This window comes from Stenotrophomonas maltophilia R551-3 (genome assembly GCF_000020665.1).
Classification (GTDB): domain Bacteria; phylum Pseudomonadota; class Gammaproteobacteria; order Xanthomonadales; family Xanthomonadaceae; genus Stenotrophomonas; species Stenotrophomonas maltophilia_L.
In genome coordinates this window covers 4,438,973-4,464,188 of the sequence record NC_011071.1, presented here as the reverse complement: position 1 = coordinate 4,464,188, position 25,216 = coordinate 4,438,973, and the positions used below count along the sequence as shown (strand labels likewise).

25 protein-coding genes are annotated in these 25,216 nt (G+C 66.9%); 17 read left to right on the top strand and 8 right to left on the bottom strand.

Going from position 1 to position 25,216, the window contains the following annotated elements; translation table 11 throughout:
• Positions 1-18: 18 nt before the first annotated feature.
• From SMAL_RS20135 to SMAL_RS20110, 6 genes are all read left to right on the top strand, one after another.
• A complete protein-coding gene (locus SMAL_RS20135) occupies positions 19-816 on the top strand; it encodes a ParA family protein (RefSeq protein ID WP_012512504.1) in 798 nt (265 codons plus the stop codon).
• Positions 816-1,739: a ParB/RepB/Spo0J family partition protein gene (locus tag SMAL_RS20130; protein ID WP_012512503.1), complete on the top strand. Its 924-nt coding sequence runs from the start codon at positions 816-818 to the stop codon at positions 1,737-1,739. The genes SMAL_RS20135 and SMAL_RS20130 overlap by 1 nt, the downstream gene beginning before the upstream one ends.
• A gap of 124 nt (positions 1,740-1,863) precedes the next feature.
• The gene (locus SMAL_RS20125) at positions 1,864-2,589 is read left to right on the top strand and encodes a suppressor of fused domain protein (RefSeq protein WP_012512502.1); all 726 of its coding nucleotides are present in this window, start codon (positions 1,864-1,866) and stop codon (positions 2,587-2,589) included.
• A 45-nt stretch (positions 2,590-2,634) separates the two neighbouring features.
• Positions 2,635-3,600, top strand: coding sequence for an NAD-dependent epimerase/dehydratase family protein (locus SMAL_RS20120; RefSeq protein ID WP_012512501.1), 966 nt, complete (start codon positions 2,635-2,637; stop codon positions 3,598-3,600).
• Between the two features lie 90 nt (positions 3,601-3,690).
• Positions 3,691-4,413, top strand: a complete 723-nt coding sequence (locus tag SMAL_RS20115) for a glycosyltransferase family 2 protein (RefSeq protein ID WP_006402840.1) — start codon at positions 3,691-3,693, stop codon at positions 4,411-4,413.
• Positions 4,413-4,760, top strand: coding sequence for a lipid-A-disaccharide synthase N-terminal domain-containing protein (locus tag SMAL_RS20110; RefSeq protein WP_032973852.1), 348 nt, complete (start codon positions 4,413-4,415; stop codon positions 4,758-4,760). The genes SMAL_RS20115 and SMAL_RS20110 overlap by 1 nt, the downstream gene beginning before the upstream one ends.
• Before the next feature lie 211 nt (positions 4,761-4,971).
• Here the strand turns inward: SMAL_RS20110 and SMAL_RS20105 are convergent, their stop codons facing one another.
• On the bottom strand, positions 4,972-5,916 hold the full coding sequence (locus SMAL_RS20105) for an IS481-like element ISStma3 family transposase (protein ID WP_012510977.1): 945 nt from the start codon (positions 5,914-5,916) through the stop codon (positions 4,972-4,974).
• A 237-nt stretch (positions 5,917-6,153) separates the two neighbouring features.
• Here SMAL_RS20105 and SMAL_RS20100 point away from each other — a divergent pair, with 237 nt between their 5' ends.
• The gene (locus SMAL_RS20100) at positions 6,154-7,926 is read left to right on the top strand and encodes a DUF885 domain-containing protein (protein WP_012512500.1); all 1,773 of its coding nucleotides are present in this window, start codon (positions 6,154-6,156) and stop codon (positions 7,924-7,926) included.
• A 133-nt stretch (positions 7,927-8,059) separates the two neighbouring features.
• Here the strand turns inward: SMAL_RS20100 and SMAL_RS20095 are convergent, their stop codons facing one another.
• From SMAL_RS20095 to SMAL_RS20075, 5 genes are all read right to left on the bottom strand, one after another.
• Positions 8,060-11,269: an efflux RND transporter permease subunit gene (locus tag SMAL_RS20095; RefSeq protein ID WP_012512499.1), complete on the bottom strand. Its 3,210-nt coding sequence runs from the start codon at positions 11,267-11,269 to the stop codon at positions 8,060-8,062.
• A gap of 10 nt (positions 11,270-11,279) precedes the next feature.
• Entirely contained in the window at positions 11,280-12,485 is a 1,206-nt protein-coding gene (locus tag SMAL_RS20090) for an efflux RND transporter periplasmic adaptor subunit (protein ID WP_012512498.1), read from the bottom strand.
• Positions 12,482-13,735, bottom strand: coding sequence for a TolC family protein (locus SMAL_RS20085; protein ID WP_012512497.1), 1,254 nt, complete (start codon positions 13,733-13,735; stop codon positions 12,482-12,484). Before SMAL_RS20085 ends, SMAL_RS20090 begins: the two co-directional genes overlap by 4 nt.
• A 56-nt stretch (positions 13,736-13,791) precedes the next feature.
• The gene (locus SMAL_RS20080) at positions 13,792-14,127 is read right to left on the bottom strand and encodes a hypothetical protein (RefSeq protein WP_006402574.1); all 336 of its coding nucleotides are present in this window, start codon (positions 14,125-14,127) and stop codon (positions 13,792-13,794) included.
• A gap of 454 nt (positions 14,128-14,581) precedes the next feature.
• Positions 14,582-14,971 carry a RidA family protein gene (locus SMAL_RS20075; RefSeq protein WP_012512496.1) on the bottom strand — a complete coding sequence of 130 codons (390 nt, stop codon included), beginning with the start codon at positions 14,969-14,971 and terminating at the stop codon, positions 14,582-14,584.
• 108 nt (positions 14,972-15,079) lie between these two features.
• On the opposite strand from SMAL_RS20075, the gene SMAL_RS20070 reads away from it, so the two are divergent.
• From SMAL_RS20070 to SMAL_RS20030, 9 genes are all read left to right on the top strand, one after another.
• Positions 15,080-15,973, top strand: coding sequence for a LysR family transcriptional regulator (locus tag SMAL_RS20070; protein ID WP_012512495.1), 894 nt, complete (start codon positions 15,080-15,082; stop codon positions 15,971-15,973).
• Positions 15,974-16,138: 165 nt separating this feature from the next.
• Positions 16,139-16,648 (top strand): DNA polymerase III subunit epsilon, encoded by a 510-nt coding sequence (gene dnaQ, locus SMAL_RS20065; RefSeq protein WP_006402525.1) that lies wholly within the window; start codon positions 16,139-16,141, stop codon positions 16,646-16,648.
• Positions 16,649-16,969: 321 nt separating this feature from the next.
• Complete coding sequence (gene rpmB / locus SMAL_RS20060; RefSeq protein WP_005411638.1) at positions 16,970-17,206, top strand: 50S ribosomal protein L28; 237 nt, start codon at positions 16,970-16,972, stop codon at positions 17,204-17,206.
• A gap of 10 nt (positions 17,207-17,216) precedes the next feature.
• Positions 17,217-17,384 carry a 50S ribosomal protein L33 gene (gene rpmG / locus SMAL_RS20055; protein ID WP_170272460.1) on the top strand — a complete coding sequence of 56 codons (168 nt, stop codon included), beginning with the start codon at positions 17,217-17,219 and terminating at the stop codon, positions 17,382-17,384.
• Between the two features lie 242 nt (positions 17,385-17,626).
• Complete coding sequence (cls, locus tag SMAL_RS20050) at positions 17,627-19,045, top strand: cardiolipin synthase (protein ID WP_012512494.1); 1,419 nt, start codon at positions 17,627-17,629, stop codon at positions 19,043-19,045.
• A 45-nt stretch (positions 19,046-19,090) separates the two neighbouring features.
• A complete protein-coding gene (locus SMAL_RS20045; RefSeq protein WP_012512493.1) occupies positions 19,091-20,512 on the top strand; it encodes an FAD/NAD(P)-binding protein in 1,422 nt (473 codons plus the stop codon).
• A 9-nt stretch (positions 20,513-20,521) separates the two neighbouring features.
• The gene (gene uvrD / locus SMAL_RS20040; RefSeq protein ID WP_006402493.1) at positions 20,522-22,714 is read left to right on the top strand and encodes a DNA helicase II; all 2,193 of its coding nucleotides are present in this window, start codon (positions 20,522-20,524) and stop codon (positions 22,712-22,714) included.
• A 98-nt stretch (positions 22,715-22,812) separates the two neighbouring features.
• Positions 22,813-23,139 carry a low molecular weight protein tyrosine phosphatase family protein gene (locus tag SMAL_RS20035; RefSeq protein ID WP_006402491.1) on the top strand — a complete coding sequence of 109 codons (327 nt, stop codon included), beginning with the start codon at positions 22,813-22,815 and terminating at the stop codon, positions 23,137-23,139.
• A 178-nt stretch (positions 23,140-23,317) separates the two neighbouring features.
• The gene (locus SMAL_RS20030) at positions 23,318-23,872 is read left to right on the top strand and encodes a hypothetical protein (protein ID WP_012512492.1); all 555 of its coding nucleotides are present in this window, start codon (positions 23,318-23,320) and stop codon (positions 23,870-23,872) included.
• Positions 23,873-23,956: 84 nt separating this feature from the next.
• Here SMAL_RS20030 and SMAL_RS21160 read toward each other — a convergent pair whose 3' ends face one another.
• Entirely contained in the window at positions 23,957-24,103 is a 147-nt protein-coding gene (locus SMAL_RS21160; RefSeq protein WP_006402488.1) for a hypothetical protein, read from the bottom strand.
• A gap of 183 nt (positions 24,104-24,286) precedes the next feature.
• Here SMAL_RS21160 and SMAL_RS20025 point away from each other — a divergent pair, with 183 nt between their 5' ends.
• Entirely contained in the window at positions 24,287-24,733 is a 447-nt protein-coding gene (locus tag SMAL_RS20025) for a universal stress protein (RefSeq protein ID WP_005411629.1), read from the top strand.
• A gap of 134 nt (positions 24,734-24,867) precedes the next feature.
• On the opposite strand, the gene SMAL_RS20020 is transcribed toward SMAL_RS20025, so the two are convergent.
• On the bottom strand, positions 24,868-25,152 hold the full coding sequence (locus SMAL_RS20020) for a DUF2782 domain-containing protein (RefSeq protein WP_012512491.1): 285 nt from the start codon (positions 25,150-25,152) through the stop codon (positions 24,868-24,870).
• Positions 25,153-25,216 lie beyond the last annotated feature (64 nt).

The window sequence follows — 25,216 nt, the reverse complement described above, 5'->3', positions numbered from 1 at the left end:
TCGACGAGGCACACCCGCATGGCCCGCATCATCGCCATCGCCAACCAGAAGGGTGGCGTCGGCAAGACCACGACCGCCGTCAACCTGGCCGCTTCCCTGGCCAACGCACCCAAGCGCGTGCTCTTGGTCGACCTGGATTCGCAGGGCAACGCGACCATGGGCAGTGGCGTGGACAAGCGCGAGCTGGTCTCCTCCACCTACGATCTGCTGCTGGGCGAGTCCAGCGCCGCCGATGTGCGCGTGCAGACGGCCGAAGGCTACGACCTGCTGCCGGGCAACATCGACCTGACTGCGGCCGAGATCCAGCTGATGGCGCAGAGCGAGCGCGAGCAGCGCCTGAAGCGTGCGCTGGCGCCGATCCGCGACGAGTACGACTACATCCTGATCGACTGCCCGCCGGCGCTGTCGCTGCTGACGCTCAACGCGCTGGCCGCCGCCGACTCGGTGATCGTGCCGATGCAGTGCGAGTACTACGCGCTGGAAGGCCTGAGCGCGCTGGTGGAAACCATCGAAGCGCTGCGTGCCAACCTCAACCCGGCGCTGGAGATCGAAGGCGTGCTGCGCACCATGTTCGACGTGCGCAACAACCTGGCCAACGCGGTCTCGGCCGAGCTCACCGAGCACTTCGGCGACCGCGTGTTCCGCACCATCGTGCCGCGCAACGTGCGCCTGGCCGAGGCACCCAGCCATGGCCAGAGCATCGTCGGCTACGACCGCGCCTCGCGCGGTGGCGTGGCCTACCTGGGCCTGGCCGGCGAGATCATCCGCCGCAACAACGAACGCAACAAGGCCGGCAAGGCCGTGGAGACCGTCTGATGACCAGCAGCAAGCCGGCAGCCAAGAAGCGAGGCCTCGGCCGTGGCCTGGATGCCCTGCTGGGTCCCAAGGGTGCGGTCAGCCAGGTGCAGGCCAGTACCGCGGTGATCGAACCGTTGCCGGGTGAAGTGCTGCGCAAGCTGGCCGTGGGCCAGCTGCAGCCGGGCAAGTACCAGCCGCGCCGCGAGATGGACGAGGGCAAGCTGTCCGAGCTGGCCGACTCGATCAAGTCGCAGGGCGTGATCCAGCCGATCCTGGTGCGCCAGCTGCCGGCGGGCAACTACGAAATCGTCGCCGGTGAACGCCGCTGGCGTGCGTCTCAGCTGGCCGGCCTGGACGAAGTGCCGGTGGTGGTGCGCGAGCTGGAAGACCGCACCGTCATCGCGATGGCGCTGATCGAGAACATCCAGCGCGAAGACCTCAACCCGCTGGAAGAAGCCGAGGCGCTGCAGCGCCTGATCAGCGAATTCACCCTGACCCATGCCGAGGCCGCCGAGGCCGTCGGCCGCTCGCGCGCGGCGGTGTCCAACCTGCTGCGCCTGCTGGAGCTGCCGGTGGCGATCCGCCTGCTGCTGGAAACCCGCCGCCTGGAAATGGGCCACGCCCGCGCGCTGCTGACCCTGGCCCCCGAGCTGGCCGGCAAGCTGGCGCAGGAAGCGGCCGATGAAGGCTGGTCGGTGCGTGAGGTCGAGCGCCGTGCGCAGGCCTTCGCCGCCGGCAAGGTGCCGAGCAACCGTCCGGTGGCCACGCCGAAGGTGCAGCAGGCCGATATCGCTTCGTTGGAAACCGAGCTGTCCGAATCGCTGGGTGCCAAGGTGGCGATCAGCCACGGCCGCGGTGGCAAGGGCAAGCTGATCATCCATTACACCGACCTGGATACCCTGGACGGTGTGCTGGAAAAGCTGCGCACGCGCCAGGGCTGAGCCCGGCGCAGTGACAGGGGTGCGGCCTGTTCCCGCCGCGTCCTGTAATTGACAGGGAACGCACCGCCGCGCGCGCCGGGGGATGCACTGCTCTCCGGCCCGTGGCCCATCCAGGGAGCAGGACATGACCATTGAAGTAGACAACGTCAGCCCGGGCGGCAGCCCGATCCTCGTGCACAGCCGCGAGAAGGACTTCACGCCGGCGCACGGCGAAGAACACATCGAGGCGATCAGCGCGCATATCGAGCGCCATCTGGGGCCCGTCTCCGGGGTCTTCCACGAAATCATCTCCGACATCGTGCATATCGATGTGCACGTGGTGCCGGCCACCGAAGCCCATCCTTATCTGCGCCTGGTGACCTCGGGCATGAGCGATCTGCCGATGACCCTGCCCGAAGGTGCACCCGGCTCGGCGTACATGGAGTTGATGGTGACCCTGCCGGCCGACTGGCCGATCAGCGATGGCGCCTTCGAGGATGAGCGCAACTACTGGCCGGTGCGTCTGCTGAAGACGCTGGCGCGGCTGCCGCACGAGTACGACACCTGGCTGGGCTTCGGTCACACCATTCCCAACGGTCATCCGTCCGAGCCGTATGCCGATGGCGTGGGGTTCGACGGGGCCATCGTGCTGCCGCCGGTCACCACTCCGGACGACTTCGGCTCGCTGGAGCTGGACGATGGCAAGATCATCCAGTTCATGGCCATCGTGCCGCTGTATCCGCAGGAGATGGACCTGAAGCTGAAGAAGGACGCCGAGACCCTGCTGGACCGTTTCGACGCCAAGGACATCAAGGATGTGATCGAGCCTGGCCGCGTCAACGTGGCGAAGAAGCGTTTCGGTTTGTTCTGAGGCCGGTAACATCAGGGGCCTGTACTTCTGCTTCCAGGCCCTGCCATGACCATCCTGCTCACCGGCGCTGCCGGCTTCATCGGTGCCTACACCGCCCGCGCGCTGCTGGAGGCCGACCAGTCCGTGGTCGGCCTGGACAACTTCAACGACTACTACGACCCGCAGATCAAGCGCGACCGCGTGGCCGCGCTGTGCCCGACGCTGGACCTGCGCACCCTCGACCTGACCGACCAGCAGGGCCTGGCCGCGCTGTTCGACGAGGTGAAGCCGACGGCGGTGATCCATCTGGCTGCACAGGCGGGCGTGCGCTATTCGCTGGAAAACCCGCAGGCCTACGTCGACAGCAATCTGATCGGCTTCGTCAACATGCTCGAGCTGTGCCGCCACCGTGGCGTGCAGCATCTGGTGTATGCCTCCAGCAGCTCGGTCTACGGTGATTCGGCCACGCCGCCGTTTTCCGAAGACCAGCGCGTGGACCAGCCGCGCTCGCTGTACGCGGCGACCAAGGCGGCCAACGAGCTGATGGCCTACACCTACGCACAGCTGTACGGCCTGCATGCCACCGGCCTGCGCTTCTTCACCGTGTATGGCCCGTGGGGCCGGCCGGACATGGCGCCGCTGCTGTTCTCGCGCGCGGTGCTGGCCGGGCGGCCGATCGATGTGTTCAACGAAGGCCGCATGCAGCGCGACTTCACACATGTCTCCGACATCGTGGCCGGTATCCTCGGCGCGCTCGCGCATCCGGCCGATGGTCCGGTGCCGCACCGGGTGTTCAACCTCGGCAACCATACGCCGGTCGAGCTGGAGCGCTTCATCAGCGTGATCGAGCAGGCTGCCGGCCGCCCTGCGCAGAAGGTCTACAAGCCGATGCAGCCGGGCGACATGGTGCGCACGATGGCGGATACCCGGCGTGCACATGACGCATTCGGCTTCGACGCGGTGACCCCGATCGAAGCGGGGCTGCCGCCCGTCGTGCAGTGGTGCCGCGAGTATTTTGGCGACCGCGCCTGAGGAGGGATCCTCACACAGCCGGATTCATCTTCGGATAACCTTGGCTTCGGAGAATGCGCGGTCTTTGTTCCCTCTTGGCCGAGTCCCCCCATGAGCCAACCCGAGCTTTCCGTCGTCGTCCCCGTGTTCAACGAGCGCGACAACGTCGCGCCACTGGTGGCCGAAATCACCGCTGCTCTGCGTGGCCGCTTGCCGTTCGAGATCGTCTACATCGATGACCACTCGCGCGATGACACCCTGGCAGTGCTGCAGGGCCTGAAGGCCACCACCCCGGAACTGCGGGTGCTGCACCACGTGAACCAGAGTGGGCAGAGCACGGCGGTGCGCACCGGCGTCAAGCACGCCCTGGCGCCGTGGATCGCGACTCTCGATGGTGACGGGCAGAACGATCCTGCCGACATTCCCAAGCTGCTGGCTGCACGTGATGCCGCAGCGGCGCAGGTGAAGCTGTTCGCCGGCTGGCGCGTCAACCGCCAGGACAGCGGCAGCAAGCGCTGGGCCAGCAAGTGGGCCAATGCCATCCGCGCACGCATGCTGCGCGATGACACCCCCGACACCGGCTGTGGTATCAAGCTGTTCGAGCGCAGCGCGTTCCTCGACCTGCCGTATTTCGACCACATGCACCGCTACCTGCCAGCGCTGATGCAGCGTGCCGGCTGGAAGACCACCAGCGTGCCGGTCAACCATCGCCACCGTACCGCCGGCGTTTCCAAGTACAACAACCTGGGCCGTGCGCTGGTCGGCATCCGTGACCTGCGCGGCGTGGCGTGGCTGATCACCCGCAGCAAGCGCACCGCGGTGGAAGAGCGATGATGGGCCTGGCCCTGCACTGGCTCGACCAGCCGCTGACCTGGCTGTACTGGACCGGCCTGCATGTGACCGGCTGGAAACTGATCGGCTACACCGGTGCGCTGATGTTCGGTGGGCGCTGGCTGGTCCAGTTCGTGGCCTCCAAGCGCGCTGGCAAGCCGGTCATCCCGCGCCTGTTCTGGTACATGAGCGTGGTCGGCAGCCTGATGACGCTGAGCTACTTCCTGTTCTCGGCCAAGCAGGACTCGGTGGGCGTGCTGCAGAACCTGTTCCCGGCGTTCACCGCGCTGTACAGCCTGCAGCTGGACATCAAGCACCGCGGCTGGAAACGGGACAAGGCCAGCCACTGAGCGCCCGGTAGCGCCGGGCCATGCCCGGCGGCTGTATCCGTTGGCCGCGCTGCGCGCTCGCGGGGCATGGCCCCGCGCTACCACGCGCCTTCGGCGCTGGGGTCCCGGCCTGCGGCCGGTCCCCGGTCCTGCCTGCTGTGGGTAGAGTCGACTGTCAGTCGACTATTGCGCGCAGCGCGGGGTTTGCTGTGTCTGGCGGAAGAGCAGCCGACTAACTGTGTAAACCCACTACGTTGTTCAGCCGTACTCTTGAGATAGGTGGCTGGCCGCCGATCGCCATATGGGGACGGTGCCAGTTGTAGTGGTGCAGCCATTGGTTCAACACGGAATTGCGCTGGTCCGAGGATGCGTACTCGCAGGCGTAAGCCCACTCGCGCAGGCTGGTCTGGATGAAGCGCTCGGCTTTGCCATTGGTCCGCGGCGTGTAGGGCTTGGTTCTGATGTGCTTGATCCCAAGGGATTTGAGCAGCTTGGCAAAGGCGGTAGAGCGATAGCAGGCACCGTTGTCGGTCAGGATCCGCTTGAAGGTGATTCCCAGGCTGGCGTAGTACTCCAGAGCGCCCAGCAACGCCTGACAGGCGGTTTCGCCCTGTTCGTTGGGGTGGACGCTGCTGAAGGCGACCCGGGAGTGATCGTCGATGGCCACGTGGACGTAGCCCCAGCCACCGCCGGCGGCGTTTCCCCTGCGCTTGGCATCGGTTCTGTGCCCTGGCCGCTGGAAGTTGCCCAGCTTCTTGATGTCCAGATGCAGCAGCCCTCCGGGCTGATCGTATTCGTATCGGATGACCTCCTTGGGCGGATCAAGCCGACACAACCGATTGAGGCCGTGGGCGCGCATCAGCCTTGAAATCGTACTGTGGCCGACCCCCAGCGCCTTGGAGATGGTCAGGTAGGTCTGCCGCTTACGGCGGTGCTCCTTGATTTGCTCGACTACCGGAGCAGGTGTGGCATGCGGCGTCTGGTGAGGCCGTGAGCTGCGGTTTTCCAGGCCCGGTGCCCCGAACTGGCGGAATCGGGCCAGCCACTTGTAGGCCGTACGCACACTTACGCCACACGCTTGAGCTGCTTCTTCCGGGCGTAGGCCCTCGTGGAGGATGCGGCGGACCAGAAGCGCTCGACTAAACGGCGTCAAACGGGCATTTTTATGATTGTTCATCCGGGCTCTTTGGGGACTGGAACGGTGTGGTAACCACCATTTTCCAAAGATGTCCCGGATGAACAACCTACAGAGAGATCACAACTAACAGTCGGCTCTACCACGCGCCTTCGGCGCTGGGGTCCCGGCCTGCGGCCGTCCCCGGTCCTGCCTGCTGCGCAGGCAGGACCTTCGTCCCATGCCACGGGCGATGGGCGGTGCCATGATCGGGGTCTGCCTTCCCGGGAACCTGTGCTCGTGAAAACCCGTCTTGCTGTCGCCCTGCTGCTCGCCCTGTCCACCCCCGCCGTGGCCCTGGCCGCACCGCCCGCCGCCGCCGCACCGGCCAGCGTGGCCACCGAATCGCCCGCCGATGCCGCCTTCCGCGCGCTGTACGAAAAGGAATGGAAGTGGCGCCAGCAAGGCGGTGGTGAGGCCAGCGAGGACGAAGACGCCCCGGCCAACGCCACCCGCATGCCCGACGTCGGCCCGGCCGCGCAGCAGGCGCGCCTGAAGGTGTGGGATGAAACCCTCGCTGCGCTGAAGAAAATCGACCCGAAGACTCTGTCGCCCGACAACCAGGTCAACTACGCGATCTACCGCGATCAGGTGTTCAACCTGGCCGAAGAAGTGCGCCTGCGTGGCTACGAGATGCCGTTCAACGCCGACTCCTCGTTCTGGTCCAACCTGTCCTTCATGGCCCGGCGCGAGATGAAGACCGTGCAGGACTACCAGAACTACATCGCACGCCTGAACGATGTACCGCGTTACTTCGGCCAGCAGACCGAAAACATGCGCGCTGGCCTGAAGCGCGGCTTCAGCGTGCCGCGCGCGGTGCTCGATGGCCGCGAAGTGTCCATCGCCACCGTCGCCGAGCTGATGGATCCCACCGAGTCGCCGCTATACGCACCGTTCAAGAAGCTGCCCAACAGCATTCCGGCCGCAGAGCAGGCCAGGCTGCAGGCGCAGGCGCGCGAAGCGATCAGTGGCAAGGTCGTGCCGGCGTTCCAGCAGCTGCGCACCTTCTTCGTCAACGAATACGTGCCTCAGGCGCGCACCACGCTGGCCGCCGAAGCGATGCCGGGCGGCAAGGCGTACTACAAGCAGCAGATCCACGAATACACCACGCTGGACCTGTCGCCGGACGAGATCCATCGCATCGGTCTGGATGAAGTTGCACGCATCCAGAAGGAAATGAACGACATCATCAAGCAGGTGAAGTTCAAGGGCAGCTTCGCCGAGTTCCTGACCTTCCTGCGCACCGATCCGCAGTTCTATGCCAAGACGCCGGAAGAGCTGCTGTCGCGCGCCGCATGGATCTCCAAGCGGGCCGATGGCCAGCTGGGCAAGTACATGACGTTGCCGCGCGCGCGCTTCACCATCGTGCCGGTGCCGCCGGACATCGCGCCGTTCTGGACCGCCGGCCGCGGTGGCATGGGCACCTACTGGCTCAACACCTACAACCTGCCGTCGCGCCCGCTTTACAACCTGCCGGCGCTGACCCTGCATGAGTCCGATCCGGGTCACGCACTGCAGGGTGCCATTGCCGCCGAGCAGAAGAACCTGCCCGAGTTCCGCCGCAACGCCTATATTTCCGCTTATGGCGAAGGCTGGGCGCTGTACTGCGAGAAGCTGGGCGTGGAAATGGGCATCTACGAAACCCCGTATGAGGATTTCGGCCGCCTGACCTACGAGATGTGGCGCGCCACGCGCCTGGTGATCGACACCGGCGTGCACAGCAAGGGCTGGAGCCGCGAGCAGGCCTTGGCCTACCTGCGTGACCACACCGCGCTGAGCGAGCATGAAGTGACCACCGAAGTGGACCGCTACATTTCCTGGCCGGGCCAGGCGCTGAGCTACAAGCTGGGGGAGATCGCCATCGTGCGCCTGCGTGCGCAGGCAGAGAAGGAGCTGGGCGACAAGTTCGACATCAAGGGCTTCCACGACACCCTGCTCAAGCAGGGCTCGGTGCCCCTGCCGGTGCTGGAACAGCAGATCCAGGCCTACATCGCCGAACGCAAGAAGGCCTGACCGTGCAAGGGTAGTGCCGGCCGCTGGCCGGCAACCCGCATGCACCGCAAACGTTCGACATTGCCGGCCAGCGGCCGGCACTACCAGGGATCGGAAAACGGGGTCGGATCGCACGATCCGACCCCGTGGTCTTTCAGCCCACCGCCCTTGGCTTGGCCACGCGTGCTGCAAAGGTCGGCAGCACCAGCAGGGTCAGCACGGTGGCGGTGATCAGGCCACCGATTACCACCGTGGCCAGCGGCTTCTGCACTTCCGCACCGGAACCGCTGGCGATCGCCATCGGAATGAAGCCGACGATCGCCACCAGCGCCGTGGTCAGCACCGCGCGGATGCGGCTCGACGCACCGTTGATCGCCGCCTGCAGCGGCAGGTCACCGGCATCCAGGCGCTCGCGGATCGCCTGCATCAGCACCAGGCCGTTCAAGGTGGCCACGCCGGAGACGGCGATGAAACCAACCGCCGCCGACACCGAGAACGGCATGCCACGCAGCAGCAGCGCAAGAATGCCGCCGACCAGCGCCAACGGTACGCAGCTGAACACCAGCACGGCTTCCTTGCCGCTGCGCAGGGCCATGAACAGCAGGCTGCCGATCAGCAGGAACACCACCGGCACCACCGTCGCCAGCCGCTTCTCCGCGCGCTGCAGATTCTCGAACTGGCCACCCCAGGTCAGGTAGGCGCCTGGCGGCAATGCAACATCAGCCACCGCCGCCTGTGCCTCGCCGACGAAGCCGCCCAGATCGCGGCCACGCACGTTGGCCTGCACCACCACACGGCGGCTGCCGTTGTTGCGGCTGATCTGGTTCGGTCCTTCGCTGACCGTGATGCGCGCGACCGACGACAGCGGAATCACCAGCCCCGCGGGCGTGGCGATCGGCAGCGAGGCCAGCTGGTCCGGATCATTGCGCGAGGCATCGTCCAGGCGCACCACCACGTTGAAGCGACGGTCGCCTTCGAAGATCTTGCCGGCGGCGGTACCACCGATGCCGGTGGCCAGCGCGTCACTCACATCCGCCGCGGTCAGGCCGTACTGCGCCGCAGCCACGTGATCGATCGCCACGTTGAGCGTGGGCAGGCCGGAGATCTGTTCGACCCGCACATCGGCCGCGCCCTCCACCGCGCGCAGCTTCAGCGCCACCTGGTCGGCCACCTTCTGCAGCTGGCTGAAGTCATCGCCGAAGATCATCACCGCCAGATCGGTACGCACACCGGAAATCAGCTCGTTGAAGCGCAGTTCGATCGGCTGGCTGAACTCGAAGCTGTTGCCCAGCTGCTGCCCGGCCAGCTTTTCGAAGCGTGCCACCAGTGCATCCTTGCCCAGTTTCGGATCCGGCCAGTCCTTGCGTGGCTTGAGCACGATCACGCTGTCGGAGATGTTGGTCGGCATCGGATCGATCGCCGCCTCGGCGGTACCGGTGCGCGAGAACACGGTTTCCACTTCCGGCTGCTTGGCAATCGCCTTTTCCAGTGCCAGCTGCATCGCCAGCGACTGCTCCAGAGACGTCGACGGCACGCGCAGGGCCTGCATCGCCACGTTGCCTTCGTCCAGCGTCGGCATGAACTCGCGGCCCAGCAGCGAGAACGAACCAATGCCCACCACCACCATCATCACCGTGCCTACCACCACCGTGCGCGGATGGTCCACGGCCTTGCGGATCACCGGTTCGATGCGCGCGCGCAGCACGCGGATCAGCTTGGTTTCGTGCTCGCCATCATCGGCATGCGCATCGCCATCCTTCACCTTCGGCTCGCGCACCAGCAGCGCGGCCATCGCCGGCACGAAGGTGAAGGAGAAGATGAAGGCACCGATCAGGGCCAGCATGAACGTGGCCGCCATCGGGTGGAACGTCTTGCCCTCCACGCCTTCCAGGGTGAGGATCGGCGCGAACACCAGCAGGATGATCAACTGGCCGAAGGCCGCCGGGCGTGCCATCTTCATCGCCGAATCGGCGGCCACGCGCAGGCGTTCCATCGCGGTCAACGCACGACCCAGTTCGGCGCGGCGCTGGCCCAGCATCAGCAGCGTCGATTCGACCACGATCACCGCACCGTCCACCAGGATGCCGAAGTCCAGTGCACCCAGGCTCATCAGGTTGCCGCTGATGCCGAAGCGGTTCATGCCGATCACTGCGAACAGGAACGACAGCGGAATCACCAGCGCGGTGATCGTTGCTGCACGCAGGTTGCCCAGCAGCAGGAACAGCACCACCACCACCAGCAGCGCACCCTCGGTGAGGTTCTTGGCCACGGTCTTGATGGTCGAATTGACCAGCACGCTGCGGTCCAGCACCGGTGCCGCCACGATGTCGGCCGGCAGCGACTTGTTGACCTGTTCCAGGCGCGCGGCCGCGGCCTGGGCCACGGTGCGGCTGTTGCCGCCGGCGATCATCAGCGCGGTACCCAGCACGGCTTCATGGCCGTTGCGGCTGGCCGCACCCAAGCGCGGTGCGCGGCTCAGGTCGACGTCGGCCACATCGGCCACGCGCACCACCACGCCATTGCGGGTGGCTACCGGGGCCTGTGCCAGATCGTCGGTGGTCAGCGCCAGGCCGTCGGCACGTACCACCAGGCCTTCGCCGGCACGCTGTACGAAACCGGCACCGGCCTGCACGTTGGAACGCTGCAGGGCAGTGACCAGGTCGGCCAGGCCGAGTCCGTGCGCGGCCAGCCTCGCACTGTCCGGATGCACGCCGTATTCCTTGACGTAGCCGCCGACCGTATCGACGCCGGCCAGCCCCGGGCTGGAACGCATCTGCGGCGCGATGATCCAGTCCTGCACGGTGCGCAGGTAGGTCGCACGTTCTTCCGGCGTACGCAGCAGGTTGCCTTCCGGCGTGCGGTAGACCTCGCCGGCCTGCCAACCCGCTTCACCGGGCTTGGCCAGCTTGGCCGGATCGAACGCGGTGAAGTCCACGGTCCACATCAGCACCTCGCCGAGGCCGGTGGTGACCGGCGACAGCATCGGCGACGCGCCATCGGGCAGGTCTTCCGATGCTTCGCGCATGCGTTCGGCTACCTGCTGGCGGGCGAAGTAGATGTCGGTGGCATCGGTGAAGATCGCGGTGACCTGCGAGAAGCCATTGCGCGACAACGAACGGGTGGTGGTCAGGCCGGGAATGCCGGCCAGCGCGGTTTCCAGCGGGTAGGTCACCTGCCGTTCGATCTGCTCCGGCGTCAGCGCCGGTGCCACCGTGTTGATCTGCACCTGGCGGTTGGTGATGTCCGGCACTGCGTCGATCGGCAGCTTGCCCAGCTGGAACAGGCCCATGGCGGCGATCAGCGCCGCCATGAACACCACCAGCCAGCGGTGGCGTACCGCTGTTTCAATGATCAGCTTGAACATGATCGCCTCCTCAGTGGCCGTGCTCGGCTTCGCCCTTGGCCAGTTCGGCCTTGAGCAGGAAGGCATTGCTGCCAACGATGCGCTCGCTGCCGGTCAGCCCACCGAGGATCTCGATGCGGTCGCCGGCACGGCGTCCGGCCAGCACCGGCTGCGCCTTGAAACCGCCTTCGACGGCGACGAACACTGCACTGCTGCCGTCGACGTTCTGCACCGCATCGGCCGGCACGCTGAGCGAACCGTCCTGGCCTTCGGTGACCACCACCGCCGATACCGGCGAACCGGCCGGCGGCAAGGAGGCGTCCACCGGCGTGGCACGGATCACCGCCACGCCGCCCTGCTGGCGGACATCGGCGGCCGAACCGGTGACGGTGGCGGTGAAGCTGCCACCCGGCACGCTCACTTCCAGCTTCATGCCGGGCGTGACCTGCGCGGCCAGCGCCGGCGGCGCGGTGAACACCAGTTCGTTCATGCTCGGATCGGCGACGTCAGCCACGGCACTACCGGCAGCGACCACGCCGCCCGGTGTGACCTGCACGTTGCCGACGATGCCGGCCACCGGGCTGGTGATGCGTACGCGGCCACTGGCATCGGGCGCACCGTTGGCGGCGGCCTGGGCCTGCGCGGCGGCCGCCTGGGCCTGTGCCGCCAGCGAACGCGCGCGCGAGGTTTCCAGCTCCTGGCGGGCGACCACGCCCTGGTCGACCAGCGCCTTGTCGCGACCGTAGGCCAGGCGTGCGGCCTCGGCTTCAGCCGATGCGGCCAGCGCATTGGCGCGGAACACCGCTGCCTCGCCACTGACCACGATGGCCAGTGCCTGGTTCTGCTTCACCGCCGTGCCCGGCGCGACCAGCACGCGTTCGACCCGGCCGGTCACCGTGGATGCCACCGAGGCACGTGCGCCCACCGACGGTTCGACCCGGCCGGACAGGCGCGTGGAGCCACCGCCACCACGGCCGATGGCGACCACCTCGATACCGGACGCCTTGATCTGTTCCTGGGTCAGCTGCACCACGCCTTCATCGGCGTCGGCGGGAGCCTTGGCGGTTTCCGCCTTGGCTTCCTTGCTGTCGGCAGCATGGCCGTGGCCATCATCGTTGCCTGCCTTGGCGGTGGTCGCATCCACCGTTTCCGGCGTCTGCGCGTTGCCGGCGCAGCCGGCCAGGAACACGGCCAGCAGGACGCCGCCGATCAGCGGAAAAGTACGGGAGAGAGTCATGGGGCCTCCACAAAGGGGGCGCGCCCTTCAAGGCGCGCAAGATCGATTTCGGCGCCGACGCGCGACAGGCGTGCGTCCACGGCGGTGCCGCGGGCGGCGATGAGGGCGCTGCGCGTGCTGCGCAGTTCCAGCTGCGAGATGCGTCCTGCGTCGAAGCCGACCCGGGCCAGCCGATACGCCTCCTCGGCAGCGACCACGCTTTCGTCGGAGGCACGGGTGCGGCTGCCGGCGGCCTTCAGTCCAGCCACGGCGGAGAGGCGCGCGGCCTCGCTGTCACGGCGTTGCTGGTCCAGACGGGCTTCGGCCGCGCGCTGGTCGGCATTGGCGGCGCGGATGCCACCGCGGTTACGGTCGAACAGCGGGATGCTGAGGCTGACCCCGAGGTTGTAGGCGCGCTCGCCGCCCTCGCGGAAGCGTGTCTGTGCGGCAGTGACGCTGAGGTCGGGCAGGGCGCGCTTGCGCTCCACATCGACCAGCTTGCCCGCTGCATCGGCTTCGGCCTCGGCGATGCGCACCGCCAGCGCGGCATCGGTGGCGCCACGCGGCAGCGGCGGAGCACGGTCGAGCAGGCTGTTGTCGATCGACTGCACCGGTGCATCCAGCAGCGCGGCGCCAGCCAGGCGGGCCAGTGCGGCGTCGCGGAAGGCCTGTGCCTCATCCAGCGCGGCGCTGGCGTTGGCCACTTCGCTCTGCGCCTGCACCGCACGCAGCTGCGGCTCGCGGCCCTGCTTGACCATCGCGTTGACGGCGTTGGCGTCGTCGCGGGTGAGGGTCAGTGCCTCTTCGGCCAGGCTGTAGCGGCGCAATGCACTTTCCGCCTGTGCATAGACCACCGCCAACTGGCTGGCCACATCGCTGCGGCTTTGGGCGCCACGCAGGTTGGCCGCCTGTGCCTCGGCGCGGGCGGCACGGACGCGCGCGCCGCGCTGGCCCCATACCTCCAGGGGCTGGGACAGGGTGAGCACGGTATCGGCCTTGCCCATGCCGCCATAGGAGCCGGTGCCCCACGCGTTCTCGGCGGAGTAGGAGAGGGAAGGATTGGGCAACGCACGGGCCTGGTCGGCACGGGCATCGGCGGCTTCGGCCAGCGCCGCGCCGACACGGGTGCCGGGCAACTGGTCGAGGCGTTCAAGCAGGGTGTCGTAGGAAGGGGCGGCTTGCGCCGACGCCTGCATTGCCGGGGCAAGGCCCAGCAGTACAGCGACGACCAGCCCGGCCGCGCGCGGCGACCGAGGTGTCAGGATCGACATAGGGGGATTCCGGTTGTGAGTGAAACGGGAGCCCGCGATTGCGGGACGCGCTCAACTCACGCCCGGGGGGGACGCGTCAATTCATCCTGGGCGACCGCATAGGTCGCAACGTCGCCGGCATTCATCCAGCGCGCCGGCAGCGGCGTACCGAAGGCGGCGAAATCGTTCGCCGGCAGGCTCAGCGTGGAGTGGTGGCAGTGGTTATGCGTGCAGGCACCCGTGTGCTTGCTGTCGCTGTCACCGCCTGCATCGTCCGCGAGGGATTCGACATGGGCGCTGCTGGCATGCGGTTCCACCGCACACACCAGTGCGTCGGCCACCGGCACGACCACGAATGCCGCCATCAGCAGCATCATCAGGTACGTACGCAGTTGGCGGGTGATCCGGCGCATGGAGGGGAGGCTAGCAAGCGGTTTTCGCCGGATACAATATCAATGGCCACCTCGGGAATTCGTCGGAACCTCCCGTTCAGGTGCGCCGGGTGTGGGGTCGGATCCCGTTCCTCTGGAACGGGCTGGCCCCGGCACATTGCTGCCGGCCAGCGGCCGGCACTACCGGTCTGCAGGCAGCTTCGCGATCACCTTGATCTCGAACTGGAACCCATACAGCCAGGTCACGCCGACTGCCTTGGTAGGTGTCGACCTTGGTCGACACGCTTTTCGACCCCCGACACATTGCCGGCCAGCGGCCGGCACTACCGGTCTGCAGGCAGCTTAGCGATCACCTTGATCTCGAACTGGAACCCGTATAGCCAGGTCACGCCGACTGCCCTGGTAGGTGTCGACCTTGGTCGACACGCTTTTCGACCCCCGACACATTGCCGGCCAGCGGCCGGCACTACCCGTATCACGGCAGCTTCGCGATCACCTTGATCTCGAACTGGAATCCGTACAGCCAGGTCACGCCGATGCCGGTCAGGGTCGGGTGCGGCGCCTCGCCCCAGTACTCGGGCACGATCGCCCAGGCCTTCTCGAAGTTCTTCTCGGGGTCGACCAGGAACACGGTCACGTCGACCACGTCATCGAAGCTGCAGCCGGCGGCAGCCAGTACCGCATTGAGATTTTCGAAGGCGCGGCGCACCTGCGCTTCGAAGTCCGGCTCAGGCGAACCATCCTCGCGGCTGCCGACCTGGCCGGAGACGAACAGGAAGCCATTGGAACGGATCGCCGGCGAGTAGCGGTTGCGCTCGTACAGGGCCTGGCGGCCGGCGGGGAAAACGACATCGCGCTGTGACATGGGAAGGAACCCGTGGGAAAGAACGCCATCCTCCCCGCCAGCGCTGTCTGGATAAACCGCGATGATCGGCCTAGATTGATTGCCAATTCCAAACAATCATGGCCAGCCATGGACCGTTTCGAGGCGATGCGCGCCTTTGCCCGGGTAGTGGAAACCGGCAGCTTCACCCGCGCCGCGCAGACCCTGCAGATCAGCCGCACCACGGCCACCCAGCTGGTGCAGCAGCTGGAGGCGCACCTGCGGCTGCGGTTGCTCAACCGCACCACGCGCCGGGTCAGCGTCACCGCCGATGGCGCGGCCTACTACCCGCGCATCGCCCGCCTGCTGGCTGAGCTGGAAGAGGTGGAGGGCGGACTGGGCGATGCCGCCACGCAGCCGCGTGGGCGACTGCGCGTGGATGTGCCGGGGCCCTACGCGCGGCTGCGGCTGGTACCGGCGCTGCCGGATTTCCAGGCGCGCTACCCGGAGATCCAGTTGGACATCGGCGTGAGTGACCGCGAGGTCGACGTCATCGCCGACAACGTCGATTGCGTGATCCGTGGTGGCACCCCGGCCGACCCGGCGCTGGTGGCGAGGCCGCTCGGCGCGCTGCCGATCGGCTTCCATGCCAGCCCGGGCTATGTGCAGCGTTTCGGGCTGCCAGCCGACCCGCGCGCGCTGGAAGGTCCGGATCACCACATGGTCGGTTTCCTCAGCCCGCGCAGTGGCCGCGCCCGCGTGTTCACTGCACAGCGTGGCGATGAGCGCGTTGAGGTGCAGGGCCGCTATACGGTCGGCTTCGACGACGGCAACGCCTATCTGGCGGCTGCATTGGCAGGGCTGGGCGTGGTCGCGCTGCCCAGCTACATGGCCGAGCCGCACCTGGCGCGCGGCGAGCTGCTGCCGGTGTTGCAGGACTGGCAGCTGCCGCCGATGCCGATGCACGTGATGTTCCCGCCTAACCGGCACAAGAGCCAGCGTCTGCGGGTGTTCATCGACTGGGTGGTGGAGGTATTGGGGTGAAATCCGCTTATCTGTAGAGCCGAGCCCAGGCTCGGCTGCTTCTGGCTGCAACGTTCAAGGCCCGCGCTTCGCGCGTGAGCCGAGCGCGGGCTCGGCTCTACAGGGGGCTTCCTGCTGCAGGCATGCGAAAATCACCACAGCACGCAACAGGAAACAGCAACACGCATGAGCCGCATCGTCGCACTGGATACCGAAACCACCGGCATCTCCCACCGCCTGGGGCACCGGGTCATCGAAATCGGTGCCGTCGAACTGATCGATGGCCAGCTGACCGGTCGCCAGTTCCACACCTACCTGCAGCCGCAGCGCAAGGTGGACTGGGGCGCGCAGCGCGTGCACGGCATCAGCGACGCGATGCTGGTGGGCAAGCCGCTGTTCTCCAGCAAGGCTGCCGAACTGCTGGATTTCCTGCGCGGCAGCGAGATGGTCGCGCACAACGCCACCTTCGATGTCGGCTTCCTGGACAACGAGCTGCGCCTGGCGGGCATCCCCGGCACGCTGGCCCAGCATTGCCGCATTACCTGCAGCTTGAAGCTGGCGCGTGGGCGTTGGCCGGGCCAGGGCAACAAGCTGGACGATGTGCTGCAGCGCCTGCGCATCCCGGGTAACCGTGGCCTGCACGGCGCGTTGAAGGATGCCCATCTGCTGGCCCAGGTGATTCCGCACCTGCGTTGAGCTGGCCTGGTAGCTGTAGAGCCGAGCCCATGCTCGGCTGCTGCGCCCCGGAAGGACCGAGCCGAGCATGCGCTCGGTTCTACAGGGGGAGTGGCCGTCGCGTTCAGCCCCAGCCTGTGGGTAACTTGCGCAAGTGCTTGAACCCGTGCATAATGCGCGGCTCGCTGTGTCCGGTTTTCTACCGGGCGGCGTCCCCGGGAGCACGTCCCCGGCCGCCCAACGCCAGCGTAACCCTTTGATTCTCTTGACGTGTGGTGGGCAACCATCGAGGCCGCCGTCTCCCGGGCTACGGGCTGACACAACTTACTATCGAGGTGCGCCATGTCCCGCGTATGCCAGGTTTCCGGCAAGCGAGTGCAGACGGGTAACAACGTCTCGCACGCCAACAACAAGACCCGTCGTCGTTTCCTGCCGAATCTGCACGAGCGCCGCTTCTGGGTTGCCAGCGAAAACCGCTGGGTGAAGCTTCGTGTTTCCGCGCATGCACTGCGCACCATCGACAAGAACGGTATCGATTCCGTTCTGGCTGAGCTGCGTGCGCGCGGCGAAAAGGTCTGAGGAGTAGACGATCATGGCAGGCAAGCGCGATAAGGTCCGTATGATTTCGACCGCTGGTACCGGTCACTTCTACACGACCGACAAGAACAAGAAGAACACCCCGGGGAAGATGGAATTCTCCAAGTACGATCCGGTCGTGCGCAAGCACGTCCCGTACAAGGAAGGCAAGATCAAGTAATCCGCAAGGATTGCTGATCCCCGCGAAGAAACCCGCCCTTGTGGCGGGTTTTTTCATGCCCGACGGTGGGGCCGGTGGGTGCCTGTGGGTGCCTGTGGGTGCCGACCGTTGGTCGGCACATTCCCTCCACCCCCGGTAGGTGCCAACCTTGGTTGGCACACGGCTTCAAAGCAGTCGAGCGCGGCTCGACTCTACACACCCCGCTGGGCAGAATGGCCCATCACCTCCCGACGGGCGACGCGATGCTGTTCGAGTGGTTGCTGGGTTCCTACCTGCTGCTGATCGACTGGCTGATCCGGCTGGTCGCGCTGTGCTGGATCCCCACCCGCACCACGCCGGGGGCGGCGCGCAGCTGGCTGCTGCTGGTCGGCTTCGTGCCGCTGCTGGGCCTGCCGCTGTACCTGCTGTTCGGCCACCCGTGGCTGTCGCGCGAGCGCATCCGCCGCCAGGCCGAGGCCTCGCAGGTCATCCGCGAAGAACAGGCGCTGCAGCATCGCCTGCGCTGGACCCCGCAGCCAGACACCGCCTGCGCCGAGATCGTGCCGCTGGTGCAGCGCCAGGGCGACTTCATGCCGGTGCACGGCAACGCGGTGGACCTGTTGACCGACTACGACGAATCGCTGCACACGCTGATCGCCGACATCGACCAGGCTGAAGACCGTGTGCACCTGCTGTACTACCTGATGTTCGATGACGCGGTGGGCGAGGCGGTGGTCGAGGCACTGCAGCGAGCAGCGGCGCGTGGCGTGCAATGCCGCGTGCTGCTCGACGCGGTGGGTGCCAAGCGCGGTCTGCGCGCCTATCGCAAGCGCCTTGAAGCGCGTGACATCGAGGTGCGCGCGATGCTGCCCGGCGGCCTGCGCTGGCGCCGCAGCGGGCGCATGGACCTGCGCAATCACCGCAAGATCGCGGTGATCGACAACGAAGTGGCCTACGTCGGTTCGCAGAACCTGGCCGGCCCCGGGTTCGTGCCCGGCCACCCGAACCGCGAGCTGGTGGCGCGCGTGCGCGGCCCGGCGGTGGCGCATCTGGAAGCCGTGTTCGCCAGCGACTGGTACATGGAAACCGGCCAGCGCCTGGACGTGATCGCCGACGTGCCCGAGTGCAGCGACGACATCGCCACCCAGCTGCTGCCCAGCGGCCCGGCCTACCCGTACAGCAACGCACGCGACGCGGTGGCGGCGCTGATCCACCTCGCACGGCGCCGGCTGGTGATGGTCACCCCGTACTTCGTGCCCGACGAAGCCACGCTGAGCGCGCTGCGCATCGCGGCGTTGTCCGGCGTGGACGTGCAGCTGATCCTGTCGGCCAGCAACAACCAGCGGCTGACCTCGTGGGCGCAGGAGGCGTACTACGACGAACTGCTGCGTTGTGGTGTACGCATCGCCCTGTACGAACCACAGTTCCTGCACGCCAAGCACATGAGCGTGGACGAGGACATCGCCGTGCTGGGCTCGATCAACATGGATATCCGCTCGTTCGCGCTGAATGCCGAGATCGGCCTGATCTGCTACGACCACGCGCTGGTGAAGCAGTTGTGCGAGATCGAGGATGGCTATCTGCGTGAGTCGCGACAGCTGGATCTGCAGCAGTGGCGCAGCCGCCCCACGTGGCGGCGTAGCCGCGAGGGCATCGCACGCTTGGCCGATGCGTTGATGTAAGGCAATGCCGGCCGCCCATTTCGGCAATCCGGCCTGTCATCGCCGATGGCCTACAATCGGCACATGACTGATTCACCGCGTAATGGCGAACTGGACCTGGCAATCATCGGTGGTGGTGCGGCCGGGGTGCTGGTGGCGATCCAGGTACTGCGCCAGGCCAAGGCGCCGCTGGCGCTGGCCATCTTCGAACCCGCCTCGCAGCTGGCCCAGGGTATCGCCTATGCCACGCCGTGGCCGGAGCACCTGCTGAACGTGCCGGCGGCGAAGATGAGTGCGTTTGCCGACCAGCCCGGCGATTTCCTCGACTACCTGATGGCCGCCAATGCCTACCCGGGCGAGGCGCGCGAGGTGCTGGGCGAGCGCTATGTGTGCCGCCACTACTTTGCTGCCTACCTGCAGCAGCGCCTGCAGGAGGCCGCTGCGACCAGCCCGGCACAGCTGCAGGTGATCGCGCAGCCGGTGCTGGGCCTGCAGCCGGATGACCACGGTTACCAGCTGACACTCGGCGATGGCCAGACGCTGCACGCCGCACAGGCCGTGCTGGCCACCGGCAACAGCATGCGGCCGCTGCCGGTAGCCGGTGCCGAGGCACTGCCTGCGGATGACGTGATCGAGGCCTGGGACTACGACGGCGTGCGCACCCTGGCCGGCGAACAGGCTGTAGCCATTGTCGGCTCCGGCCTGAGCATGGCCGACACCGTGCTGGCGCTGGTCGCCGCCGGCCACAGCGGACCGCTGCATGTGATCTCGCGCCATGGCCTGCTGCCGTTGCCGCACGCGCATGGTGGCCTGCCCACGTTCGACCCGGCCACGCTGCTGCCGATGAACCTGCGCCAGCGCCTGCGCGCGTTGCGTGGGTTCGCACGCCAGGCACAGGCCGACGGCCTGCCGTGGCAGGGCGTGATGGACCGCATCCGTCCGCACGGGCAGGCGCTGTGGTGCAGCCTCGATGGGGCGGACCAGCGTCGCTTCCTGCGCCATGTGGTGCGCTATTGGGACGTGCATCGCCACCGCATCGCCGAAGAAGTGGATGCGCAGCTGCAGTCCCTGCAGGACAGCGGCCAGCTGCGTATCCACCGGTCCCGCCTGCAACGCGTCTGGCGCGACGGCAATGCGCTGCAGCTGTCCGGCCGCGATGCCTCGGGCAATGAACAGCAGTGGACGATCAGCGGGGTGATCAACGCCACCGGCGTGGAGACCCGCGCCAGCGCGCTGCGCAATCCGTTGCTGCAGCAGCTGCAGGCCGATGGGCTGGCGCGCCCCGGCCCGCACGGGCTGGGCCTGGACAGCACGGTGCCGGGCGATCGCCTGTGTGCCGCCGGTGGCCAGCCGCAGGCACGGCTGGGCGTGCTCGGCAGCCTGCGCATCGGCAGCCTGTGGGAAAGCCTGGCGGTGCCTGAACTGCGTCAGCAGGCGCAGGCACTGGCAACCCAGGTGGTCGCAGGAGCCGCGACGGCGATGCCGTAAAATGGGGGCATGGATGTCTCCCACCTGCTTGATGGCCTGAACCCGGCCCAGCGCGAAGCCGTCTCCGCTCCCCCCGGCCACCACCTGGTGCTGGCCGGTGCCGGTTCCGGCAAGACCCGCGTACTCACCCACCGCATCGCCTGGCTGCATGAAGTCGATGGCGTGCCGACCCACGGCATTTTCGCGGTGACCTTCACCAACAAGGCGGCCGGCGAAATGCGCCACCGCATCGACGCACAGCTGCCCAATGGCAGCCGCGGCATGTGGATCGGCACCTTCCATGGCCTGGCCAACCGCCTGCTGCGCCTGCACTGGCAGGACGCGAAGCTGCCCGAAGGCTTCCAGGTCATGGATTCGGACGACCAGCTGCGACTGGTCAAGCGCGTGGTGCAGGCGCTGGAACTGGATGACGGCAAGTACCCGGCCAAGCAGATCGCGTGGTGGATCAACGCGCAGAAGGACGAGGGCCGCCGCCCACAGCACATCCAGCCCGAACCGCACGACGCGTGGCTGGAAACCATGCGCCAGGCCTACATCGAGTACCAGGCACGCTGCGACCGCGCCGGCCTGGTCGACTTCGCCGAGCTGCTGCTGCGCGCGCATGAGCTGCTGCGCGACAACCCGGCGTTGCTGTCGCACTACCGCGCGCGCTTCCGCGAGATCCTGGTAGACGAGTTCCAGGACACCAATGCCATCCAGTACGCCTTCGTGCGCGTGCTGGCCGGCGATTCCGGCCACGTGTTCGTGGTCGGTGACGATGACCAGGCCATCTACGGCTGGCGCGGTGCCAAGGTCGAGAACGTGCAGGGCTTCCTGCGCGACTTCCCGGGCGCGCAGACCATCCGCCTGGAACAGAACTACCGCTCCACCGCCAACATCCTCGGTGCCGCCAACGCGGTGATCGCGCACAACCCGGATCGCATCGGCAAGGAACTGTGGACCGACAGCGGCGACGGCGAGCCGATCGACCTGTATGCCGCCTACAACGAGATGGACGAAGCGCGCTACATCGTCGAGCGTGCCCGCCAGTGGGTGCGCGACGGTGGCAGCTACACCGAAGTGGCCGTGCTCTACCGCAGCAACGCGCAGTCGCGCGCGCTGGAAGAAGCACTGCTGAGCGAGCAGGTGCCGTACCGCGTGTATGGCGGCATGCGCTTCTTCGAACGTGCCGAAATCAAGGACGCGCTGGCCTACCTGCGCCTGCTGTCCAACCGCAACGATGACGCGGCGTTCGAGCGCGCGGTCAACACGCCGACGCGTGGCATCGGCGACCGCACGCTGGACGAAGTGCGCCGCGAAGCGCGCGCGCAGGGTATTTCGCTGTGGGAAGCGACCATGCTGGTCACCCAGGGCAGCGCGCTGGCCGCACGTGCGCGCAATGCGCTGGCCGGCTTCCTGGTGCTGGTCAACGAGCTGCAGGCGCAGACTCTGCACATGACCCTGGCCGAGCGCGTGGACCACGTGCTGGCGCGCTCGCAGCTGCGCGAGCACTGGAGCAAGGAAAGCCGCAACGCGCTCGATTCGGAATCGCGCACCGACAACCTCGACGAACTGGTCTCGGTGGCCTCTCGCTTCGTGCGCCGCGCCGACGACATCGAGGAAGTGGGCGAGGACATGGACGAGCTGGTCGCATTCCTGGCCTATGCCGCGCTGGAGGCCGGCGAGGGCCAGGCGCAGGCGGGCGAGGAAGGCGTGCAGCTGATGACCCTGCACTCGGCCAAGGGCCTGGAATTCCCGCTGGTGTTCCTGGCCGGCCTGGAAGAAGGCTTGTTCCCCAGCGCACGTTCGCTGGAGGAAAGCGGGCGGCTGGAAGAAGAGCGCCGCCTGGCCTACGTGGGCATCACCCGCGCACGCCAGAAACTGGTGCTGAGCTACGCCGAATCGCGCCGCATCCATGGCCAGGACAACTACAGCCTGCCGTCGCGCTTCCTGCGCGAGATTCCGCGCGAGCTGCTGCACGAAGTGCGCCCGAAGGTGCAGGTCTCGCGGCCGGCCTCGATGGGCGCCAGCCGGGTGATGGGCCATGCCTCGATCGAGGCACCGCCGCTGAAGCTCGGCGCACTGGTCACCCATCCCAAGTTCGGCGAAGGCATGGTGACCGACTACGAAGGCAACGGTGCCCACGCCCGCGTGCAGGTCGAGTTCGCCGATGCCGGCAGCAAGTGGCTGGTGATGGCGTATGCCAACCTGACGGTGATCTGATCAACGTCAGGGGTCGGATCCCTCCCACAGGGAGGGCTCTGACCCTGGTGCGGAAAAACGCTGCCGAGCATGGCTCGGCTCTACAAGGGCGAGTACTCATGACCCGCAACGTGCTCTTCCTCTGCAGCCAGAACCGCCTGCGCAGCCCCACGGCCGAGCAGGTATTCGCCGATTGGCCGGGCATCGAGACGGCCTCGGCCGGGCTGCTGGCTGACGCCGAAGAAGTGCTCAGCCCGGAGCTGCTGCAGTGGGCCGATCTGGTCTTCGTGATGGAAAAGGCGCACCGCAACCGTCTGTCCAGCCGTTACAAGGCCTGGTTGAACGGCAAGCGGGTGATCTGCCTGGATATCCCGGACGACTACGACTACATGGACCCGGTGCTGGTGGAGCTGCTGAAGCGCAAGGTGGCGGCGTTCCTGCGTTGACGGGCTGTTGTAGAGCCGAGCCCATGCTCGGCTGCTTCTGGCTGGAAGAACAGCCGAGCACGGCTATGCCGGTCGTCCTGACCGGCACCCTTCGGGCCGTCGCAGGCGACGTTGGCAGCGGCTCCTGCCGCTACCTTCGACTCTACAATGGGGCCTGACATCTTCCAGGAACGCCCCGATGACCGAACCCACGCTGCACGTCACCGTGAAGTTGAACGCCAAGCTGCAGCCCGAGCATCGCCATGAGCTGTTCGAGGATCCGCTCGATGCGTTGCTGCAGGCGGCCGAGGTCGGCGGGATCACTGGCGGTGGCACCGCGATGTCCGACGAGGGCGAGGTCGAGTACGGCGATATCGAAGTGGCGCTGGTGGACGCTGCGGGCGTGCCGAAGCTGATCGACCTGCTGGAGCAGCTGGGCGCGCCGAAGGGTTCGCAACTGCAGGGTGCGGGCGACGCTGATCGAGGCTTCGGCGTGACCGAGGGCCTGGGCATCTACCTGGATGGCCTGACCCTGCCGGACGAGGTCTACGAGCAGTGCGATTCCAACCACGTGTTCGAGCAGTTGTCCGAGCGCATCGATGGCCTGGGCGAGATCTGCAGCTGGTGGCAGGGCCCGACCGAAACGGCGCTGTACATGTACGGCGAATCGTTCGAGGCGATGCGTGATGCGATTGCTGAATTCGTCGGCAGCTACCCGCTGTGCCAGAACGCACGCGTGGTGCAGATCGCCTGAGGGCAGAAAATGTAGAGCCGAGCCATGCTCGGCTGCTTCTGGCGGGAAAAGCAGCCGAGCATGGCTCGGCTCTACAGAAGAGCGTTATCGGCCGGCTGACTGCCGGGCGTTGTCACGCAGCGCCATGTCCTTGCCCAGATGATAGCCGCCGTAGAACAGCACGAAGGCGGCGATGAGGCTCCAAAGGATGATCCTGAGGGGGCTTCGTGGTGTCGGCTTGCTGTCCTGCATGGGCGTTCTCCCAGGGCGGCGCGGTGCCGCTGGTCAAGCATGCGCTGCGGTCAGGGGGTGTGCAAGCCGGCGGTGCGCACACGCCGCTGCGCCGCGCCGGATTGATCCTGCTCAAGGCGCGCCCTGCACATCCGGTGTGCAATGGTGTCGTTCCCATCTGGCAGATCGCTACGGAGCCCCACCATGTACAAGCGCATCCTGATTGCCACCGACGGATCCGAGCTGGCCGACAAGGGCCTGGCCAAGGGTCTGGAGCTGGCCAAGGACCTCAACGCCGAGGTCGATATCGTGACCGTTTCCGAGCCGTGGGCCGTCGGCATGTACGACGCCATGGGCTGGAGCGTGGGCTACATGAACAGCCCTGAATACAAGGCCGACCGCGAGGAAGGTGCGCAGAAGGTACTGCAGCCGGCGCTGGCCAAGGCTGCCGAGCAGGGCATCACCGCCAACCCTGTGCATGTGCTGGACCGCTACGCCGCCGACGGCATCATCGAGACAGCAGGGGAGCGCAACAGCGACCTGATCGTGATGACCTCGCATGGCCGTCGTGGCGTGACCCGCGTGCTGCTGGGCAGCCAGACTGCCGAAGTGCTGGCACGCAGCACCCTGCCGGTGCTGGTCATCCGCTGATTCAAGCGTTCCCGGGGAGGGGACCCGACGCCGGCCGCAGGATGCGTGCCGGCGTCATCTTTTGTGGGCCGTGGCGATTGCCTTGTTGGGGTCGGATCCCTTTCCGCAGGAAAGGGCTCTGACCCCCGATCACATCACCAGCTGTACAGCTTCCAGTACACCGGCGACACGCCGTCCTTGTCGTTGTCGAAACGGCCATCGCCGTTCTTGTCGTACATGTAGAACGGTGCGCCGCGCGACGGGGTCACCTTGACCATGCGCAGCTGGCCGGACACACGGTATTCCTCGATCGTGTCGCCGTTGTCCATGGTGCGCTTGGACACATCCGCGCCCTTGACGTCCACCGGGGGAGCGCCGGCGCCGCCCAGGCTGGCGCAGCCAGCGAGCAGGAGCACGGAAGCCAGCATCAGGGTCTTCATCGGCGGGGGCCTTTGCCTGGAAAGAGCCTTGATTATGCCCCATCGCCGCGGCTGTGCCGTGTCG

Coding starts and splice junctions, on each gene's coding strand:
- SMAL_RS20070 (WP_012512495.1), top strand. CDS start 15,080: ATGGACCGTTTCGAGGCGATGCGCGCCTTTGCCCGGGTAGTGGAAACC.
- SMAL_RS20095 (WP_012512499.1), bottom strand. CDS start 11,269: ATGTTCAAGCTGATCATTGAAACAGCGGTACGCCACCGCTGGCTGGTG.
- cls (WP_012512494.1), top strand. CDS start 17,627: ATGCTGTTCGAGTGGTTGCTGGGTTCCTACCTGCTGCTGATCGACTGG.
- SMAL_RS20080 (WP_006402574.1), bottom strand. CDS start 14,127: ATGCGCCGGATCACCCGCCAACTGCGTACGTACCTGATGATGCTGCTG.
- SMAL_RS20115 (WP_006402840.1), top strand. CDS start 3,691: ATGAGCCAACCCGAGCTTTCCGTCGTCGTCCCCGTGTTCAACGAGCGC.
- SMAL_RS20090 (WP_012512498.1), bottom strand. CDS start 12,485: ATGACTCTCTCCCGTACTTTTCCGCTGATCGGCGGCGTCCTGCTGGCC.
- dnaQ (WP_006402525.1), top strand. CDS start 16,139: ATGAGCCGCATCGTCGCACTGGATACCGAAACCACCGGCATCTCCCAC.
- SMAL_RS20120 (WP_012512501.1), top strand. CDS start 2,635: ATGACCATCCTGCTCACCGGCGCTGCCGGCTTCATCGGTGCCTACACC.
- SMAL_RS20075 (WP_012512496.1), bottom strand. CDS start 14,971: ATGTCACAGCGCGATGTCGTTTTCCCCGCCGGCCGCCAGGCCCTGTAC.
- SMAL_RS20035 (WP_006402491.1), top strand. CDS start 22,813: ATGACCCGCAACGTGCTCTTCCTCTGCAGCCAGAACCGCCTGCGCAGC.
- SMAL_RS20130 (WP_012512503.1), top strand. CDS start 816: ATGACCAGCAGCAAGCCGGCAGCCAAGAAGCGAGGCCTCGGCCGTGGC.
- SMAL_RS20025 (WP_005411629.1), top strand. CDS start 24,287: ATGTACAAGCGCATCCTGATTGCCACCGACGGATCCGAGCTGGCCGAC.
- SMAL_RS20085 (WP_012512497.1), bottom strand. CDS start 13,735: ATGTCGATCCTGACACCTCGGTCGCCGCGCGCGGCCGGGCTGGTCGTC.
- SMAL_RS20105 (WP_012510977.1), bottom strand. CDS start 5,916: ATGAACAATCATAAAAATGCCCGTTTGACGCCGTTTAGTCGAGCGCTT.
- SMAL_RS20135 (WP_012512504.1), top strand. CDS start 19: ATGGCCCGCATCATCGCCATCGCCAACCAGAAGGGTGGCGTCGGCAAG.
- rpmB (WP_005411638.1), top strand. CDS start 16,970: ATGTCCCGCGTATGCCAGGTTTCCGGCAAGCGAGTGCAGACGGGTAAC.
- SMAL_RS20020 (WP_012512491.1), bottom strand. CDS start 25,152: ATGAAGACCCTGATGCTGGCTTCCGTGCTCCTGCTCGCTGGCTGCGCC.
- SMAL_RS20045 (WP_012512493.1), top strand. CDS start 19,091: ATGGCCTACAATCGGCACATGACTGATTCACCGCGTAATGGCGAACTG.
- SMAL_RS21160 (WP_006402488.1), bottom strand. CDS start 24,103: ATGCAGGACAGCAAGCCGACACCACGAAGCCCCCTCAGGATCATCCTT.
- uvrD (WP_006402493.1), top strand. CDS start 20,522: ATGGATGTCTCCCACCTGCTTGATGGCCTGAACCCGGCCCAGCGCGAA.
- SMAL_RS20030 (WP_012512492.1), top strand. CDS start 23,318: ATGACCGAACCCACGCTGCACGTCACCGTGAAGTTGAACGCCAAGCTG.
- SMAL_RS20125 (WP_012512502.1), top strand. CDS start 1,864: ATGACCATTGAAGTAGACAACGTCAGCCCGGGCGGCAGCCCGATCCTC.
- SMAL_RS20110 (WP_032973852.1), top strand. CDS start 4,413: ATGGGCCTGGCCCTGCACTGGCTCGACCAGCCGCTGACCTGGCTGTAC.